We start from the raw sequence: 20,511 nt of genomic DNA, 5'->3' as shown, positions 1-20,511 counted from the left end.
CACTATATGCGAGCATTAGTAATATCAGGAGGAGGAAGTAAAGGCGCTTTTGCAGGAGGCGTTGCACAATACCTCATCGAGGAAAAAAAACATAAATACGATCTCTTTTTAGGAACCTCTACAGGGAGTTTATTGATCCCATATCTGGCATTAGGTAATATCCCTAAGGTGTATGATATCTATACCAATGTAAAACAAAGTACGATCTTTAGTGTCAATCCCTTTGTATTGCGTAAAAAAGGAGATCGAGAATTTGTATCCATTAACTTTTTTAATACAGTATGGCAGTTTATTAAACACAAACGTACTTTTGGAGAAAGTAAAAATTTGCGTAGAGCTATTCGTAAAAACTTTAGCGAAGCCGAATTTAATTTGGCCAAAGAACGAGTAAAAGATGTTGTCGTTACAGTGTCAAATTTGACCAAAAGCAGAACCGAATACAAATCCATAAATGATTTTGGTTATGAGGATTTTTGCGATTGGATATGGATCTCCTGTAATTATGTACCATTTATGAGTATGGTGACAAAAAATGAATGTGAATACGCAGATGGCGGTTTTGGATGTATAGTTCCTATCAGAGAGGCGATTAAAAGAGGAGCAACAGAAGTAGATGCGATCATCTTAGAATCAGAAAATATGGAACATAATAAGGTATTAGGTAAAAACCCATTTTCTTTAATGGTAAACCTGTTTGGCTTTATGCTCGATCAAGTCGAAAAACACGATGTGATAGAGGGTAAACTTGCTGCTATTAATAAAGAAGTTTCTTTAAACCTATACTATACTCCATCAAAATTAACCGAAAACTCCTTGATTTTTGATAAAAAATTAATGACAGCATGGTGGCAACAAGGCTATCAATATGCTCAAGAAAAAGATCGTAAAACACAGGAAAATAAAATAAAACATATTGATTTAGCTGGATAAAAAAACATAAGAAAATAAGATAGCATTAGTTTCTGTTTAGAATATGACTTTTTTAAAATTCTTGTAATTTAATAAGGTATACAAAAGCAATAAAGCATATCACTTTGTGATAACTATCACAAGGTGATATGCTTTATTGCTTATAAAACGACATTGTAGGACTTTTGAATAATTAAATTTTAAAAAATAAATACAATGAAAAAGAAACAAATCACAGTATTAACGTGTTTAATGTTAGGTCTAGGTGGGTTTGGATTACAAGCTCAATCTGGATCAGCAAGTGTAACGAATCAAGGGACAGCAGAATGGCGATATAATATAAATTCAACTAGAGGAGTTGTTATTAGAGCAGATAATAATAATGATAGAAGTGGCGAAGCGATTCGATTTGTCGTAGGTCAACAAAGTAGTGTAGGAGACGGTCGTTACATGGCAGAGTTTAATCGAAAAGGACTTCAGATAAGAGGAATGGCGAACACTGATTATGCACAGTTACGTAGTATTAGAGGCTTGGAAATTTATTCAAATTCTGATAATAGTAGTAGTGATGAACCTATACGTTTTAGAGTAGGTAGAAATGGAGATGATAGAACGATTGCTCGTATGTCTTATGATAATGGACTAATTGTAGAAAGACCGGCTAATTTTGATGATAACGCTTATTTTGATAGAAATATAGGTTTAGGAATAAATAATCCAGTACAAAAAATCCATGTTAATCAGGGTAATATTAGAGTTGATGGAGGACAATTTCAAAGTCATGGAGAAATAATCTTACATCCAGATGTAGATAATACAGGAGATGATGCTATAGAGTTTAGAAATTCATCAAATGATATAATAGCAAAAGTTCAAGATGGAGAATTGTTTTTACGTCGTTCTGGAAGTGATGGAGGATTGATTAGTTCTAATGGAGCATTAAGATTTCAACCAGATAATAACGATACTGGAGATGATAGAATTTCATTTTTAAATCAAAGCGGAGATGAAATGATACGTATGCAAGATGGAGTGATTACAACAGATCAAGTACGATTAAATGTAACATCTTTTCCAGATTATGTATTTGCAAAAGATTATGATTTAATGCCACTTAAAGAAATTGCACAATATATTAAAGCAAATAAACACTTGCCTAATATGCCTACAGAAGCACAAGTGGTAGCTGAAGGAATGAATGTAGGACAAATCAATACCATCCTGGTAGAAAAGGTTGAAGAGTTGACATTGCATACCATCAATCAAGAAGAAAAGATTGAACAATTAATGAAAAAGATTGAAGCGCTAGAAGCAACAATCAATAAATAAAGAAGCAACAAAAATGTTTGAGTTGTCAGTTTGAGTGATTTTATAAAGCGAAACGACATAAAATTGTATCGAAAACAATAACATATCAAACGCCAATATTCCTTAAGATAAGACAATTATATAGGTATACCTTCTCATTGTTTAAGAAATAATAAACAAAGGGCAGGATGATTATTGTCAATAATTAAGGAGAATAAAAATAAAAAATATGAAAAAAATATATCAATTTGTGGTGTTATTATTACTAGGCTGTACTAGTGTAGTAGCACAAGAAAACGATACCTATCTATATAGGTTTGTAAGTAATAGAGATTATAGAGCAGAGGGAGAAATTTTTTTAACAAATAGATTGTATCATAATCTTGAAAATAATAAAGCTGATTTACGTAGAGTAATTGGTAATGATGAAAATGTTAATAGTAAATATAGTGATGCATTCATTATTATACCTGTAGAAGATAGTTTTGGGGAAGTATTGATTGCTTCTGCTAAAAAACCTGATTATTTCTTAAGAAGAGAAGGTAATGATTTTAGTGTAGAAGATGTTTATTTTGAAAAAAGTAATAATATTCAGGATAACAGGAATTTTAGATGGAGAATTTTATTTGCACAAGATGAAAGTATATTCCTTCCAGGAATAGCAGAGGATTCAGTTATCGTATCAATACAGCATGCTAGTGATGAAATTCCCCATGAAGGAGATTTTGGACGATATATATTTAATGTTAAAGATGATGACGGAGCTTCTCTTGTAATAGGGTCTGATAACAATTATGAACAAAATAATTTCATAATGCAACGAATTAAAAATACATTTTAAACTATAAAGCATATGAAAAGAATAAAACAATTTGTATTGTTGTGGATGCTATGCTTTAGTTTTTTAACCATAGCACAAGATACTGCTACACGACCTTATGTGGCACAGTTATTAGCCGATGGAGGGTATAAATCGTATTATGATACCCAAACACGTTTACGAACAAATCTTATTAATGCCGGTCGAGCAGGAGAAGGAACCTTAGAATTTTGGGTAAGACTGGATAGAGAAGATGGAAGATCTTTCGGGAATTTTGAACTTACAAACTTATTAGACGGTAGTAACGAGTTTAGAATAGAAGTAACACCTGAAACCATAAGTATAACCAATGGAAATGCTGTAATCCCAGAGATTAATTTATCTGGTGATGCCGTATTAGAAAATGATCAGTGGTATCACTTTGGGTTAGTATTTGAAACTGGGAATCGATTTAGTATTTATATTAATGGGGTTCGTAGAGCTTCATTACAAAACTTTACGGTATCGGCAGAAGATTTATATGTTACTACAGGACGTGAAGATCATTTGTTCTTAGCAGAATATAGAGCATGGAACCGTGCTAGAACTAGGGATCAATTAGAAGATAATAGATTCCGTACATTATTTAATGCTAGTAATCTTACACTTAGAGATTTTAATCGTTTAGGGTTAGTAATTGCTTATGTAGAGGCAGACGAAGATATTGTTGTTGCAAATTTCCCACAACTTAAAGAAGCGAGATGGTATAATGCATTAAATACGATAGAGAATCCTATAGAAACGGTTCCATCATTAGCCTATTCAAGTATACGTACCAAAATAAGAAGAGATCAAGGAGGAACACGAATAGCTCATATTAATGCTATGGCAGATCATCCTATTTTTAGTCTTGACCGTATTTTACTAGAAGCAAGTAATGGAAATGGTGCAGATTTTAGAACAGATAGCAAGCATAGTATACGTTTGCGTTGGCCTCATGTAGCTGGAGTAACTTCGTATGAGATTAGAAGAAGAGAACTTGGAGGAGGTGCTGAATCTAGCGTAGTAAGCGATATAGAGATCACTCCAGAAGAGATAGCGAGAACAGGAGTATCAGAGTTTTTTGAAGAATTTGATGAAGGAATAGTACCTGGTCGTCTCTATGAATATACCGTAATAGGTAGAATGAATACTGAAGAAACTATAGAAGGAGTAGATACAGGATTTGTATTCCATAATGGAGAAGTAAACGGTAGGGTAGTAACCCAAGGACAAAGTGGAGTACGAGGTGTAACAGTAGAAGCAGTATTAAAAGATGGCGCTATTGCACAGTCTAATAATAGTGCACTAGATGTAAGAAACAATGGAGCTCCAATCTTTATCAATAATGTACAGGTATTTGAAGAAGCAAGAGGAGTAGCTACAATAGAGTTCTGGTATAAAACACCAACGAGTAGTACTGCTGTAAATACCGTATTTAAATTAGATACAGGAGAGATCCGTATCAATAACGATAAGGTTCAAATGTATTTAGGTGGTGCAGTATACCTAGAAACTCCTATTAAAGGAGATCCTACAGATTGGCATCATTATGCATTTTCGGTAAGCCCTATAGGAGGAGCATTATATGTAGATGGAGGATTAGCACCAGATTTGGAGAATTCAAGAAGAGCAGATGCTACAACAACAACACCTTTTGTGGTGGGATTAAATAGAATATCACAATTCTCATTTAATCATGAGGTACGTAACAACTATTTATTAGATGAACTGCGTATCTGGAAAACAACACGTACCCCAGAAGAAGTTTTTACGTATAAAGACCTTATCTTAGGATCAGAGGATACTAATTTAATAGCATATTATCGTTTTGATTTAACAAGAGATCGTGAAATTTATAATCAAGCAATAGGTACTAGAGGACGATTAGTAGGAAGATCATCAAGTACATTTACAACACAAGATAATGATACTCCACCAATTGCATATGGAGTGGTAACAGATCAAAACGGGAATTATAGTTTTGCTACGTTACCAGGAGGTTTAGCTACAGATAGTGATTTTGGATATACGTTTACACCATATCTACCTAATCATGAATTTAGCCCAGAGACTAGATTTAAACAAGTTAGAGAGCAATTATCATTTACAGATGTGGAAAGTAGTATTGATCAATTTGTAGATATATCGACTTTTGAGATTCAAGGTAGAGTGCAATATGTAGTAGATAATGGAGGAGTAGAGACTGTATATCCTGTTTTGGAAGGTACTGCTATTCAGGTGAATGGAGGTGTGTTAAGGGATAATGAGACAGGAGAAGCCATAGGTACAGAATCAAATGGATCGTTTCGATTTGATAGCCCACAAGGAAGGCAAAGATTCTCTATTCACCCAACAATATTACAAAGTACAAATACAAATGCAGATGAGAATACTAGACAAAATGAAACGAGTATCTATTTTCAAAATGAAGGATATGCAGAATTAAAAGATGCACTTGTTAATACCACGAATCAATTGACTTGGACAGGTTTTTTTAGAAGAATGATAGCACTTGATCCAAATGCAGCAGTTAGGCCTAGACAAACGATTTTACATCATGGAAGTTTAAAAGTACAAATAATAGATAATGAACTATTGTCGGTACGTTTAAATGATCGAGAATTAAGACAAGTGACTTTACCAGGGATAGAAGAAAATGCTTTTGAATTTTTTGCTGTAGCTATTAATGAAGCCGATAATAGTATACGTGTACTTTTTGATGGAGATTATGAAGTGATTTCTATACCATCAGGTGTAGGAGCTTTAGATTTTAATACCAAAGCTTATTTGGGAGCAACTCATATAGAAAATCCAGCAGAAGGATCAGCTTCAAAAACAGATTTTTATGTAGGACATATTGATGAGTTAGAATATCGTATAGGTGCATATTCAGAACCTTTATTAAGAAGAATTGCAGATGGAAATAATATAGCAGAAGATAATAATGATGATCCATTGAGTGCATTAAGCCTAAGATATACTTTTGAACATAATGAAGATAGTTTTAGAGCAGTAAATATGATAGTAGAAGAAGGTTCTAGAGATAATAATTATTTCGGAGTTTTTGGAGATGTAAGTTTTGATGATAGTGCTAATGCTCCTTTAGAGCGTAGAGTGTTTTTTGAATATATAGCCTCAAATGAGCGTTTTAATCCAGAAGGAGATGCTTATAGATTAAATGTAGATGAAGTGATTACAGAGCTAAATTTTGAGAATTTAACTAGACATAGTTTTATAGGAAATATCATAGTTCCTTGTGACAATAATGTAGGAGAATGGACAGGAACAATTACTAGAACTGATATAGCAGAACCTCAGTTTGTTCGTAATATTAGCGCCGCTAATTTTGATAATGATTTTAAAGTGTTTGTAGTAAATGGTTTGATACCAGGTGTTTATGAATTGTCTTTAACAAATAGACTAAACCCAGAAACACCATTTATAGTGAGCAACACAATAGATTTACGTTATGGAAATGCTATTGAAGACATAGCATATCGTAATAATATGCAACTAGAAACCAAATTTTATGAGTTAAGTGATACTCTAAACGATCAAGGACAAAGAATATTAGGAGATGAAGTTACAATAAGATCTAATTGTATGGATCGTTATATATTTGCGCAAAGCACTCAGATAGTAGCAGTAACTACCGTATTTGAAGAATATAATGGAGAACGTTGTGCATTAGAAGGGATTACAGTTAACTATAGTGGAGATTTGATAAGAGGAATTAATCTAATGACAGAAAGTACTGATGAAGAAGGTGCTAGTGAAGAAGAAGGTACCAGTGAGATATTAGAGGGTAGTGTGGCAGTTGAAACAAACGAGATGGGAAATGCTGTATTACAGTTTGAAGTAAATACCCCTAATTTTATTGAAGATACTCAAGATGAATCAAATAGTTTTTCACGTAATTTTACAGCAACAGCAGAAAGAGGAGCTTCTAGTACTATAGAAATTGAGACGTTTACTACAAAAGCTGTAGTCACAGGATCACGAGCAGGTAATGCAGATTTTACATTAACCAATCCTACTGTAGTACATGTATTACACGATCCACCAGGTGATAGTAGTTTTGCTACATTACATGAAGGAGCTTCATTCACTATGACAAAAACATTCTCTGAAGGAGTTGATACAGATTTAGAGATAGTAGGTTCTGCTGGAGTTAATTTTGAATCTATGACAACACAAGGGACTTTTACAGGTGTAGGAGCAGGAACTACTTTTGAAATTACTACAACAGGAACTTCACAAAGAATAGAAGGTCAACTCTCTGCTATAGGAAATTTTTCATACCGTAATACAGGAGGAAACGAAACAACTTTCACTGTTGGTAGAAGTATAACAACACCTTCTTTTGATACTTATGTAGGGCAAGATGCAGATGTTTTTATAGGAACTACAGATGTACTTGCTGTAAGCATGGGAAATGAAATTAAGGTAGATCTAACTACTTGTACGGTTACAAATGAACCAAACCGCGTAGCATCTGTAACAAGTCAAACTCCGTTTGCAATCACACAACAACAGATTTTAGATGTGATCATTCCAAATTTAGAAGAATTAATAGAAAAAGGTGTAGATGAAACTGAAGACGGTACAGAAGAAATAGATCCAGCTGATCTACAAAGACAAATTGATAGATGGAAAAGCTATGTAGATACTAATAAAAGAAAGAGAGATGCGGTAGTATTTGACCTTGATGATGGAGTTGTAGAAGAAAATAGAACTACATTTAATGATATAGTTGATAATGTTAGAGTAGTAGATGATGAAGACGAAGGAATGCTATTTGAGGATTTGGAACAGTTTACAAGATTGGATGAAAGTGGAATTGCATTTAGTGATGGTATTAGCATTAGTTATTCTTTTACCAGAAGTATAACTGACAATAATGGAGATAACTTTAATGGTGGAGCTGGACTTGGATTTAATATAAGTAATACAACCAATTTTGGAGGTGCTACAATATCTTATGGAGTTAGTGGTAGGGTAATAGGATCAAGAGCAACTACATCAAATGATAGTTTTAATAATGTTGTAACAGAGAGTTTTACTATTAATGATGATGATGCTGGAGATCAATTCTTTACAGCGGTTGTTCCAGATCCAGAATTTGGAACCCCTATGTTTGCAGTTTATGCAGGACGTAGTTCGTGTCCGTTTGAAGCAGGGACACAACCACGTCAGGCAGTAGAAATCGCAATAGATAATGCTGTAGGTTTTAATGAAGGAAATGATTTTGTAGAATATGAGTTAACCTTACGTAATACACAGCTAGCCAATGACGCTACTCCTAAAATATATTTTGTACAATTGATAAACTCTTCAAATCTTAATGGAGCTCAAGTAGAAGTAGGAGGAGTAGATCTTAATAGTGTAGCAGGAAATCGAGCATCATTCTCTTTTGGACCAGATGAGAATTCCCCAGTAAGAGTTCGTCAAACTCTAGATGGACCTGTACGTATGGTAGTGAGACGTAATCCAGCCGACGAAGGTCAAAATGTAAGATACGAAGATATACGATTACGTTTTTATGCAGATTGCGAACAAGGAGGAGACGGGTTTTTATACCAATCTTATCGTGTAGATGAATACCGATTAATAGGAGCAGGAGCGAATGCACCTGATGATTTTGATAGTGGTATAAGACCAGTACAAGAGATTACTTTTACAGCCGATTTTAGCGCACCTTGTGTAGATAATATAGAAGTGACAGCACCTATTGAAGATTGGGTAATTAATAATAGAAGTGAAAATCTGTTAGATTTTAGATTTAGAATTCCAGGATTATTAGATATTTTAGGAGAAATTCCAGAAGGTACAGATCCAGAAGACTTTGTAGAGACTAGTGATTTTCAGGTAGCGATAGAATATGCTATTGCAGGAAATAATAGAGGAATAGAATTAGTAACGCTTGATGCAGCAGCTCTAAGGGAAGATTTACAACCAGATGGATTTATTACCTATACGGCAGAGATGGATTTGGCCAATGGAGATTATAGTGTACGTATAGTACCTATCTGTGATCCACTGAGTAATAATCCGAATGCAAGAAATAATCCAACAGAATTTATTTCTGGAACTATTAATAAAACAGCGGCTGTTTTAGTAAGTACAAATCCAGCCAATAATGGGATTTATACTTCGGGAACGATCTCAGCAACATTCTCTTCGGCTATAAATCCAGCAACGGTTAATTTAAATTCTGTAGCCTTAAGAGGTGTATTGGGGGGATTACCAAGAGATTTGGTATCGGCAGAGTTAAGAACACAAAATGCAGAAATAACCATACCACACCGTCCAGTATTTAATGCTCCAGATGCCTTTACGGTAGAGATGTGGGTAAATCCTAGTTTTATTCCAGAAGGCACAGCAGTACCTATCTTGGATAAAGGAAATAATTATAAAGTTGCATTAACACCGTCTGGACATATTGAGGTTAATGATAATGTACGTTCTACAAGAACCATTCAACCATTTGCTTGGACACATATAGCAGCTGTATATGATGGTACAGGAGTGATACAAATCTATTTTAATGGAGATCCAGTAGGATCAGGAACATATAGCTCTAGTATAGTGAATACAAAAGATATAGTGATTTCGCCTATAGTAAGTGGGCAATCTTATACAGGAGGTATAGATGACATCCGTATATGGAATGATGCAAGAACACCAATAGAGATTGTACAAAATCTAGATGCACAATTATTAGGGAATGAAGTAAACTTGATAGCCTACTTTGTATTAGATGATATCGCACTTGAGGTAGATGGTATACAAGAAGCTATTAGAGATTATACCGGAAATGCAAGAGCAACTACAGCAACAGGATTAAACTTTGTTAATGGAGATGCAGCAGCACCTATAGATGTGAGTAGAATGGTAACAAACTTAGAGTTTGAAACAAGTGTGTCTTTAGGAGGGACAGTGCTTAACCTTAGGCCATTGAGTTCGTTAGCAAATCTTGAAGGAGCTCAATTAACAGTGATTTTAGCAGATGGAGGATTAAGAGATGTGACTAATAATAATATAGAAGGAGCATCATGGAGTTTTATTGTTAATTTAAATACAATACAATGGAGTCAAAATGATGTAGAACGTGTACAGACAGAGGGACAAGAATTGATTATTGATGATATTAATTTTGATAATAGTCAAGGAGGAATTCCAGTAGAATATCGTTTTAGACGCTTACCAGTATGGTTATCTGTAAGAGAAAATAATGGAGGAACTATTAGAAATATAGATGAAGATGATCGTTTATCGTTAGCTGCTAGAGCAACCGAGCGTAATTTAGAATTTGTAGTAGCCCCATTCTTAACGCCAGGGATACATACAGCTACGGTAAATGCAGAGGTATTTGATAATTCATCAAACCCTACTACAACAGGAACACCTATAGGAATAGAAAGCTTTACGCTGGAGATTACTACCAATTGTGTGGTGCCAGATTATGATAATGGATTTGATACTGGTGATTTCTTAGGAACAACAGATTTTACGAGTCGATTAATAATCGATGGAGAGCAATCTACAGATGTAAATGATATTGTAGCGGCATATATAGATGGAGAGTTTAGAGGATCAACAAATGTAAATTCAAGAGGATTAGTAGATTTATCTGTATTTGGTGATAGAAGTGACAATGGAAAGAGACTAAGTTTTAGAGTTTGGGATGCTTCAGAATGTACAGAGTATGAGAATATTGTTGAACGCTATGACTTTGATTTTAGAGGAGATATAGGTAATCAAACTGTACCTGTAACCTTTACTGTGGGGAGTACGTTAACCCGTAGAATTGTAGTGAGTGGTAGAAACTTTGATATCAGTTTTAATGTAAGTGATAACCCTATGGTAACAACGTTATCATTAGATGCTATAGAAGGATTATCTGCGGGAGATCAACTGATAGATGCAGAGACGCTAGATGATTTAAATCCAATAGCTATAGCAGATGCTAATGGAATATTGGTAGCACAAGAGGGTTATCCAAATACTATAGATATACGTAAATCTTATGTATTACAGCGCTCAAGTAGAAATCAAATAACCTTAATAGTATCAGGAGCTCCAGCAGATGTTAATACTAATATTTACTTAAATGGAGATGCTGAAGGTGATGGTGATCCAAATGATAAAGAACTTACACCAATAGCCTTTTTACCAAGTGAATTACAGCGAACAGCTTTTGCACTACGTTCCTTAACATCATCACCAAGAATAAGTATAGGTGATCGTATAGAACGTAGAGGACTTAGAGCAGAATATACAGCAGAAGATGGTTGGGTAGGAGCTTTGACACATTTATTACCAGGACATGGATATATAATGGATGTAACAAATGCAATGACATTAAACTACAGTGGATTAGTAGATAGAGCAAGTGAAGCTTCAAAAGTAAGTGAAGCAAGTTTATCAACTATAGATGAAGCAGCACAATTAAACTGGAAAGTAGATCGAGGAGACTATTTAAGGTTTATGTATATGACAGCAGTAGTAAATGCAGTACAATTAGATACCTCAAAAGAGTATACGATAGCAGCATTTGCTGGAGAAGAGCTTAGAGGTGTGGCGCAAGCGCAGTTGATAAAAGGTAAATATCACTACTTTATCGGTATAGGAGGTAGCTCATCAAATGAAGAGATAACATTCAAGTTATTTGATGGAGAGAAGATAGTGACTTTGGATAATATAGAGGATTTTGATACCGAGGTATCATTAGGAGTAATGAAATCACCTTATGTGTTAAATTACACTCCTAATAGCGAAACTGAAGAAGTAGTGTTAAACGGTGTATTAGGATTAAGTTTAGAACAAAATATTCCTAACCCTATGACCGATGCTACACAGATTAGTTATAGTATCCCAGAAGATGGACATGTAGACATAAGCCTATATAACGTATTAGGACAAAAGGTATACACTTTTGTATCAGATACAGTAAAAGGAAATGTATTACATACAGTTGATTGGAATGGTATTGCAGAAGAAAATGTATTATCAAGTGGTATCTATGTGTATAAACTAAATTATGAAGGACAAGAATTACAACGTAAGTTAGTAATTGAATAAGGAAAAAATCAGTGAGTTTTTATAAGCTACTGAATTTTGGTTGAATCTAGGCCCCCTAAAATATAGGGGGCTTTTTATATAAAAAAATGTCGTACAGAAATAAGAATAGAACAAGCGTATTATATGAATATAATAAACCAATAAATTAAAAATTAATGAAATAAAATAAGCGTTTTAAGAGTAGAATAAGAATTAGAGGACTATAATATGTGGTTTATATAGTTGTTTTTTAATTGTTTAGTAATAGGTGTGTGGTTGTTTTAATCCCCATGTTATCTGGCTTGAATAATAGTTGTTTGCTCAAAAAATAAGAAGGTCTAGATACCTAAGATTTCTGATAACATTAGAAATGCTATTTAAATTTATAGATATAAAAGAATTCGCTTATTATAATGGAATATAAATGTTTAAATATAATAGCTATTAACAAAGAAAATTTATAAGGAAAGAATTAAAAACAAGGTAGTAACATTAAGATACTACCTTGTTCTTATCATAGTTTTGTATCGATTATTCAGAAAATTGAAACTTATAGGTTAATTATAATGAGAAACAAAACTAAGGGGTATAGTGTTAAACAGCAAGAAGTTTAATTGACCTGATGTTTCGTTGTACTTTATCCTCAGTTTCCAGCCTTTTTAAGGCTCTTGATAAAGTAACTCTAGAAATGTTAAGATCTTCTGCTATTTCTTGCCTAGGAATTGTGATATTTGAGTTTTGATGTAATTGTACTTTAGCTTGTAAATACTCAAGAACACGCGCCTCTAAAGAATCACTAATTATATTTTTTAATACTAACAATAGACTTTTAGAAACGTGATTATAAGAGTTTATCATTAGTTTTTTAATGTCTATAGATTGATTACCTAAAACCAAAAGATCTGAATTTTCTATCCATAAAAGGCGAGAATTGGTTAAAGTAGTTATAGATACACCTATAGGAGTCTTAGTATAGATATTTATAAAGGAGATTACAGAAGGTTTTTGTGAATCAAGATGGTATAATAATAAAGTATTATTAGGTTCATCGATACAGGCTTTGAGTAAGCCATCTATAATAAATGCAGTTTTGTTTTTGTGATCTCCTTTAGAAACAATTACAGTATTAGGAGGATAGGTTCGCTCAATACCTTTCTTTTTTAATAGCGTCAATAAATTTAAAAATGATGGGGGATTCATAATATTGATTTAGATTAGTAATATATAGAAGTGTTTATTTTTAGAGGGCTCTAAAAATTGACTAAATCAGTATTAAAAGAAAGAGGAAAGGGAAAGGTTAATGTCTTTGTCATAGGGTAAAAACAATTTATAGGTTAATAATTAAGAATGTTGTTAGAAAATAGATTGAAGATTGTGTGAAACTATTTTCTAATCAGGTATTACTAAATCTAGATATAAAATGTTTTTAATAGGAATAATGCTACTTACAAAAACAAACGAGTGTTTAGTATAATGTTACATTTTTGTGTAGTATGTTGATTTTAAATATTTTGTATGTAATTATATAAAGAGTCTTCTTTTTGTAGTTCTAGCTTGGATTTTAAGCGACTTTTGGCAGTATTAATAGCTGTTATCGACTGTTTAGTAATATCAGATATCTCTTTGGTGTCAAGATTTAATTTAATAAGAGCAGCTAAACGAACATCTTTTTTGGTGAGATTAGGATATATCTTATGTAGTTTTTGAAAGAAATTAGGATGCACTTTTTCAAAATGAAATTCAAACTCTGTAGCTACAGTATTTTTTAAATTTAAACGAAGTTGTTTATGGATGTTTTGAAGTTGATCTTTCTCTCTTTTTGAAGTAGCAGTATGAATAGCTTGTTTAATAGTTTTTATTAATTCATTTAAGAAAGATTGCCTTTCGTCTAATAACAAAGTTTTAAATAATAGTTCTTGATGAGATTGTTGATTTTCTGAAGTAAGAGATGCTATCTTGGATTTTAATAGTTGATTATGGTTTAATAGCTTTTTTGAAGTATTATGTTGTTTTCTTTTTTTTCTGTAGATATAATAAATAACACCAGATAAAAATAAAAGCAGTATGATTAGACCTATAATATAAAACTGTAGCGTTTTTGAAATTGATTTTTTTTCTTTCTCAAGATGTTTGATATGATTATTGTAAATTAATAACCCTTCTTTTTGCTTTAGTTTTTTATGCAGTTTAAAAAGGCTATCATTTTTTTGTCGTTGTTTAACAATATGAAAAGCTTCTTTATAATCATTTTGCTTTAAATATGTTTGTTCTAAAAAAGAATACGCTTTTTCTAGTGATATAAAGTTATTTTCCTTTTCTAAATAGGGAATTTGATCTGAAATCAAAGCAATACCTTCATCGATTTGATTTTTTAAGATTAAAATTTTACCTCTAATAACATTAATAGGATAATCGGTATAATTATAGGTGTCTGATAAAGACTGGCTTATTTCTAATAAACCATCCGCTTTAAATAAATTATTTTTTTTTAATAAAATTGCGCCACGTGTTCTATAGTAAGATACTTTGCTTTGGATATTGAATTTATCATAAGATAATTTTGCCTTGTTTGAATAATATAAGGCAGAATCAATATTTTTATGATAAAAAGATAAAGAAAGATAAGATTGATAAGGGGTAATATTAAGTTTTTTACTTAGCGCTATCCCTTTATTTAAAAAAGAAAAAATACTATCATTAATGTTTTCTTTATAATAAATGGTAGCTAGATTATTATAGATGCTTATAATAGCGCGACCGTTATTAGATTCGTAAGCAGAAAGTAGTTGAATAGCCTTCTTATAATGACGGATTGCTATTTTATTTTGATAAGAATTAGAATAGATAACAGCTAAACCATTATGTGCTCTAGCTTTTGTAAAATTATAATAATCATCAGAAGGTTGATTGTTAAAATGTTCAAATAACTGGTAATAATATTTTGAGGCTTTTAAAAAATCTTTTCTTACACTATAATAATCTCCTAAAACAACATAAAATAAAGATTGTTTTTTGGGAGATAAAAAATGAAGAGAATCTAAATTATTTTGTATTTCCTTTTCTGTAATGGTAGAATCAAGTTTATGTAACCGATACATAAAAACATAATCTTTAGTAATCTGAGAAAAACTTGTATGACTATTTAACAATAGGAATAAAAAAGAAACTATTATAGAAATATGAAACTGAGTTTTCATGCAAGTTGTTCTGGTTAGTTAGGGATACAAAAATAAAATACCGCTTAATATTATATAATACTAAGCGGTATTTTTTTCAATATTTTATACTGTTTAAAACAGCTCTCCCACATCTTTCTTTACAAAAGCCAAGGCAGCATCTGTAGGGGCAGATTTTTCGACTAGTTGTTTTAAAACAACTTCTCTTAATCCATTAGCATCTGTTACAGCATCATCTTTTGCAGCTTTACGTATGATAGCTATAGTGGTATTTTTAGCTAAACGAATTGCATTCCAGCACTCGTCAGAAATATAGATTTGTTGAGTCAAATTATGTTCAAACTCTTGTTCTATAGTGTTTGTTAATAATGACTCATAACTATTTTTATCTGTACCTACAGGGCTAATACGCAGTAAAAGCTTACCAGGATTAATACGCTCTAAAAATAAAGCCATACGTTCATAAGCTTGTAATCGAAGCGGAATGGTTTGTTTTTGAGTTTCTCTATGCAATAAATAACGACGTCTTTGTTCTTCATTTTTGGTATGAAGATTAAAGAAATAAAAAGCAATAACTCCTACTAAGATAGCAGGGAGTAATGCAAGTAATAATTGAACTAAAGTAATATCCATAAATCTAAATAAGGTTAAGTATAGTTTGGATCGAAAATAGTATATCTTTTCAAAAAATAAGAGTTTGACAAATTAATTTTTTATCAAACTCTTACTTGATATTATATAAAACGAATGTTTTTGTATTTATTGTGGATAGTTTCCTCCTAAGTGTACACACTCTTTTAAATCTTTAACTCCTTTAAAAGGGACAGGTACTTTTGTGTATTTAAAAGATTCTTCGAGAGTACGTGTTAATTCGCCATCATCTACATTGACATCTAGATCTTGCATAGTAAATTGGCAAGGATGTTCGTATCCAGCAGCATGAGTGATTTCAACAAGTTCTTTTTTAAAAGTATTAAAATACTGTGCTAGACGATCAGACTTTAGCGGAATGTTTATCCCACTTTGTAACCATTTACTTTGTGTAGCAATACCACTAGGACATCTATTTGTATGGCATATTTGAGCTTGAATACATCCTATACTCATCATAGCTTCTCTAGCAACATTAATACAGTCAACACCCATAGCAAAAGCCATTGCAGCTTTGGCAGGAAACCCTAATTTTCCACTACCAATAAATACTACGCGATCAGTAATATTACGCTGTTTAAAGATTTTATATATAGCAGTAAACCCATATACCCAAGGTAAAGAAACATGATCTGCAAAACTAGGAGGAGCAGCACCAGTACCACCTTCACCACCATCGATAGAAATAAAATCAGGACCTTTTTTAGTTTCAAGCATTAAATCGGCTAATAATTCCCATTGTTGAGTTTTTCCTATAGCAGCTTTGATTCCTACAGGGAGTCCAGTTTCGTTTGCAATAGCTTCAATAAATTCTAACAATTCATGTACATTGGTAAAGGCTGTATGGGCAGAAGGTGATAAGACATCTTTACCTACTTCTACACCGCGTATTTCTGCAATTTGAGGTGTTATTTTAGCTCCAGGTAGCACACCTCCTTTACCAGGTTTTGCACCTTGTGATAACTTAATTTCAATAGCTCTTATAAAAGGATTTTTGGCAACTAAATCTTTTAACTTTTCCATAGAAAAATTCCCTTTTTCGTCACGAACCCCAAAATACCCTGTACCAAAATGGAAAATCACATCACTACCATTACTGTGATAGGGAGAAAGTCCACCTTCTCCAGTATTGTGATAAGCAAAACTTTGTTGAGCACCTTTATTAAGAGAAGCTACGGCTTTGGCAGAAAGTGAACCAAAACTCATGGCTGAAATATTAATTACAGAAGCTGGACGATAAGGTCGTTTACGTCTATTATAAGCACCAATGACTTTGGCACAAGGTAAAAAAGACTTATCGATCTTATTAGGATGATTTTTATCCATTTGAAATGGCATCAAACAGTTTTTAACAAAAATGTGTTGATGCATATAGATATCTCTATCCGTACCAAAGCCTTCATAATTATTTTCTTGTTTTGAAGAAGCATATATCCATCCTCTTTCAATTCTATTAAAAGGCAATTCCTCGCGATTGTTGGCAACAAAATATTGTCGCATTTCTGGGCCAATACTTTCTAAAGCATAACGCAAATGGCCGATAATTGGGAAATTATGACTGATGGTATGTCGCTTATTAAATAAAATATCTCGTATTGCAACCAGAGCCAAGGCGATTAAAATCCATCCCCACCATGCTATATTTCCTATAAACTCTACAAATGCATTCATAATTAATGATTAGTTTATTTAGCGTTTAAATAATCAATAGCCAATTGAGACATTGTTTTTACACCTAATAATAACCCTCTTTCATCGATATAAAAATCTGGTGTATGATGTGCAGGAGCAACTTTTGTATCAGGTGATTTTCCACCTAAGAAAAAGTAAAAACCAGGAACTTCTTCTTGAAAATAAGAAAAATCCTCACCACCAGTAGTAGCTTTGGCTAATAGTACATTATCTTTTCCAGCAATGCCTTGTAATGTAGGTAACATTTTTGCAACTAGTGCTGGATCATTATATGTAATAGCTGTATTATTTTGAATCTCGATTGTAGCTGTTCCTCCATAGGCTTTTGCAATAGCGGGAACCATTTCGCGCATACGTCTCAAGATTAAAGCTTTCATACCTGGATCTAGCGTACGTACAGTACCTATCATCTCGGCGCTTTCTGGAATAATATTAAAACGAACACCACTGGTGATTTTACCTACGGTAATAACAGCAGCTTCTTTGGTCAACTGAGATTCTCTACTAATAATCGTTTGTAAACCATCGATGATTTTGGCCGAAATTAAGACAGGATCTACACCAGACCAAGGAGCAGAACCATGAGTTTGTTTTCCTTTAACATTAATAACAAATCGTTCTACAGCAGCCATAGTACCGCCTGGTTTATAACGTATTTTTCCTATAGGAGTTCCAGAGTTAATGTGTAAACCAAAAATGGCATCTACATCAGGGTTTTTTAAAGCACCTTCTTTAATCATTAATTTAGCACCACCTTCTTCACCTGGTGGAGGTCCTTCTTCTGCTGGTTGAAAAATGAATTTTACAGTACCTCTAATCTTTTCTTTATGTTTTGATAAGACCTCTGCAACACCCATTAAGATAGCCGTATGAGTATCGTGTCCGCAGGCATGACTTACTCCAACTTTTTCGTTAAGAAACTCAGTTTTAACGGTGGATTTAAACGGTACGTCTGCTCGCTCTGTAACAGGTAATGCATCTATATCTGCTCTTAGAGCCACTGTTTTACCTGCTTTTTTACCTTTTAATACAGCAACAATACCAGTTTTTGCAACATTCTCTTGAACTTCGAGACCGAGACCTTTTAAGTGCTTGGCAATTTTTTTTGCGGTATTAAACTCACGATTTGAAAGTTCTGGGTTTTGATGAATGTCTCTACGCCATTCAATAACTTTCTGTTCTACAGCTTCGGCAGCAGCTTTGATTTTAGGATCAATTTGCTGTGCATGAAGATTGGCTATAGCAATTAAACTTACTAATAAAATCTTTTTCACACTTCTAAATTTTTAAATTATTAACGATAGTAGCAGCACTACTAAAAATTAATCAACCTGTAATCTTGATTCTGTAATTGAATCAATGCGGTCATAGCAGATAGGGCAATATCTACTTGAGGTAAAATTTTGTCTTTGGTTAATTTACGGTGAGCAGCTGTTTGCCCACATAATATGATTTGTACACCATGATCTTTTAATGCTTTAAGAAGAGGTGTATTAGGGTTATCGATGCAATGTCTTTGATTGTAAATTTCATCTTTTAATAAATCATTTGCAGCATTGCCATGTATTACTAATGCTACGTTAAGGTTTTTTAGCGGAACCCCAGCTTGCTCATGCATATTGAGAAATCGAGCAGCGGTATTAAAAAGCGGATTTACTTTTTGAGGATTATTAAAAGATCGACCCACATCAAATACTACTTTTAGAGGAGTAGCGGTATCTGTTTTAAAATCGGGAGAAATAACAGGATAGGTTTTACCATAATCAGTTATAACATTTCCTGCTTGAGATGTGGACTGAGATAGCCCTATTAACGGGAAAAATACTATAAAAAAGTAAAAATAATGCTTCACGTAAATGGGTTTTAATGTTCTAAATATATCTAAAAAAACTGAGATTAGAGTTTTTGTTTTTTTAGAAAAGAGCTCAAAAATTAGAATTTTAACTAAAGTAAAGTTAAAAAATATACTAGTCTTTTAGTATACTACGGCACTAAAGCCAAGGGAGTTAATGATTGAAGTGCATTATCAAAAGTTAATTCAGAAAGAATTTCACGCATTAGTGCTCTACATTGACTCAAAGGGTGCTCGGGAAACTGAGTGTCATATTGGGCTTCTTCAGAGCGATTCATTAAAGTTCCTCCTTTATAATGAGATGAATAGGGATCTGCAAACCATCCTTGTAATCCTTCTTCTCCTATCGAAATCTCATCATTTTGCATAAGAAGATCAGCAATAGCCGAATCTCTAATTCCTGTAATTCCAGTTTCTGTGGCTTGTAATTTAATGACATAGCTTGAGTTTTTAAACGGAATAATTAATGAGGAAATATAAGACATTCCAGATGGCGTTTTTGGAAATTTGAAGAGTGTTTTTAAAGAACGAACATGATTCGTATCCACATAATCAACTTCGATAATTCCAGCTTTATGAGGCGTAATTAAGTTGCGATAAAAAGTTCTTAATTCCTCAATATTATCCATAGTAGGAATATCTGGAGGTAAATCAAAATAATGTAATGATAGGGTGATATTATGTTTGGGATTTACCCATTCTTGTTTGCTTTTCGTTTTTTGAATTCGTTCCCAATTGAAAGTAGGGAAAGAAATTTTTTGAATGGCAGGAATTTGTCTTTTAAATAATTTAAGCATATAAAGTATTGAGTTGATGAAAGTTTTATGATACTCAAATATAAACGAACTTTATTAAAAAGTTAATGTTGTCGAAAAAAATAAAAGAGATTATCGATATAAGTACAAAATAATAGATAAAAAATTGATTAGAGATTTTAAGAGTGAAAAGGGAAAAGAATAAAGGGAGATAAATATGGAAATCAATGAAATGTTTAAAAAATACTGTGCAGAAGTTTCCTA

At 32.9% G+C, this 20,511-nt stretch carries 11 protein-coding genes; 4 read left to right on the top strand and 7 right to left on the bottom strand.

The window, feature by feature from the left end; all coding sequences use genetic code 11:
• The first annotated feature begins 6 nt into the window (after nucleotides 1–6).
• The 4 genes from ACYEKI_RS03850 (at nucleotide 7) to ACYEKI_RS03835 (ending at nucleotide 12,142) form a co-directional block, all read left to right on the top strand.
• Entirely contained in the window at nucleotides 7–930 is a 924-nt protein-coding gene (locus ACYEKI_RS03850; RefSeq protein ID WP_459209843.1) for a patatin-like phospholipase family protein, read from the top strand.
• Nucleotides 931–1,125: 195 nt separating this feature from the next.
• Entirely contained in the window at nucleotides 1,126–2,238 is a 1,113-nt protein-coding gene (locus ACYEKI_RS03845) for a hypothetical protein (RefSeq protein ID WP_459209842.1), read from the top strand.
• Nucleotides 2,239–2,446: 208 nt separating this feature from the next.
• Nucleotides 2,447–3,058 carry a hypothetical protein gene (locus ACYEKI_RS03840; protein WP_459209841.1) on the top strand — a complete coding sequence of 204 codons (612 nt, stop codon included), beginning with the start codon at nucleotides 2,447–2,449 and terminating at the stop codon, nucleotides 3,056–3,058.
• A gap of 12 nt (nucleotides 3,059–3,070) precedes the next feature.
• On the top strand, nucleotides 3,071–12,142 hold the full coding sequence (locus tag ACYEKI_RS03835; RefSeq protein WP_459209840.1) for a LamG-like jellyroll fold domain-containing protein: 9,072 nt from the start codon (nucleotides 3,071–3,073) through the stop codon (nucleotides 12,140–12,142).
• A 573-nt stretch (nucleotides 12,143–12,715) separates the two neighbouring features.
• Here the strand turns inward: ACYEKI_RS03835 and ACYEKI_RS03830 are convergent.
• The 7 genes from ACYEKI_RS03830 to ACYEKI_RS03800 form a co-directional block, all read right to left on the bottom strand.
• Complete coding sequence (locus tag ACYEKI_RS03830; RefSeq protein WP_459209839.1) at nucleotides 12,716–13,321, bottom strand: Crp/Fnr family transcriptional regulator; 606 nt, start codon at nucleotides 13,319–13,321, stop codon at nucleotides 12,716–12,718.
• 302 nt (nucleotides 13,322–13,623) lie between these two features.
• The gene (locus tag ACYEKI_RS03825) at nucleotides 13,624–15,318 is read right to left on the bottom strand and encodes a helix-turn-helix transcriptional regulator (protein ID WP_459209838.1); all 1,695 of its coding nucleotides are present in this window, start codon (nucleotides 15,316–15,318) and stop codon (nucleotides 13,624–13,626) included.
• A gap of 93 nt (nucleotides 15,319–15,411) precedes the next feature.
• Complete coding sequence (locus tag ACYEKI_RS03820) at nucleotides 15,412–15,930, bottom strand: DUF7935 family protein (RefSeq protein ID WP_459209837.1); 519 nt, start codon at nucleotides 15,928–15,930, stop codon at nucleotides 15,412–15,414.
• A gap of 126 nt (nucleotides 15,931–16,056) precedes the next feature.
• Nucleotides 16,057–17,619, bottom strand: a complete 1,563-nt coding sequence (locus ACYEKI_RS03815; protein ID WP_459209836.1) for an FMN-binding glutamate synthase family protein — start codon at nucleotides 17,617–17,619, stop codon at nucleotides 16,057–16,059.
• A 14-nt stretch (nucleotides 17,620–17,633) separates the two neighbouring features.
• Entirely contained in the window at nucleotides 17,634–18,881 is a 1,248-nt protein-coding gene (locus tag ACYEKI_RS03810) for an amidohydrolase (protein ID WP_459209986.1), read from the bottom strand.
• A 74-nt stretch (nucleotides 18,882–18,955) separates the two neighbouring features.
• A complete protein-coding gene (locus tag ACYEKI_RS03805; protein ID WP_459209835.1) occupies nucleotides 18,956–19,492 on the bottom strand; it encodes a DsrE family protein in 537 nt (178 codons plus the stop codon).
• Nucleotides 19,493–19,623: 131 nt separating this feature from the next.
• Nucleotides 19,624–20,289, bottom strand: coding sequence for a hypothetical protein (locus tag ACYEKI_RS03800; RefSeq protein ID WP_459209834.1), 666 nt, complete (start codon nucleotides 20,287–20,289; stop codon nucleotides 19,624–19,626).
• Nucleotides 20,290–20,511: the final 222 nt, after the last annotated feature.

The sequence above is a fragment of the Aquimarina rhabdastrellae genome (assembly GCA_947387485.1).
In the GTDB taxonomy this organism is placed as follows: domain Bacteria; phylum Bacteroidota; class Bacteroidia; order Flavobacteriales; family Flavobacteriaceae; genus Aquimarina.
This window is presented reverse-complemented; position numbering and strand designations above follow the sequence as displayed.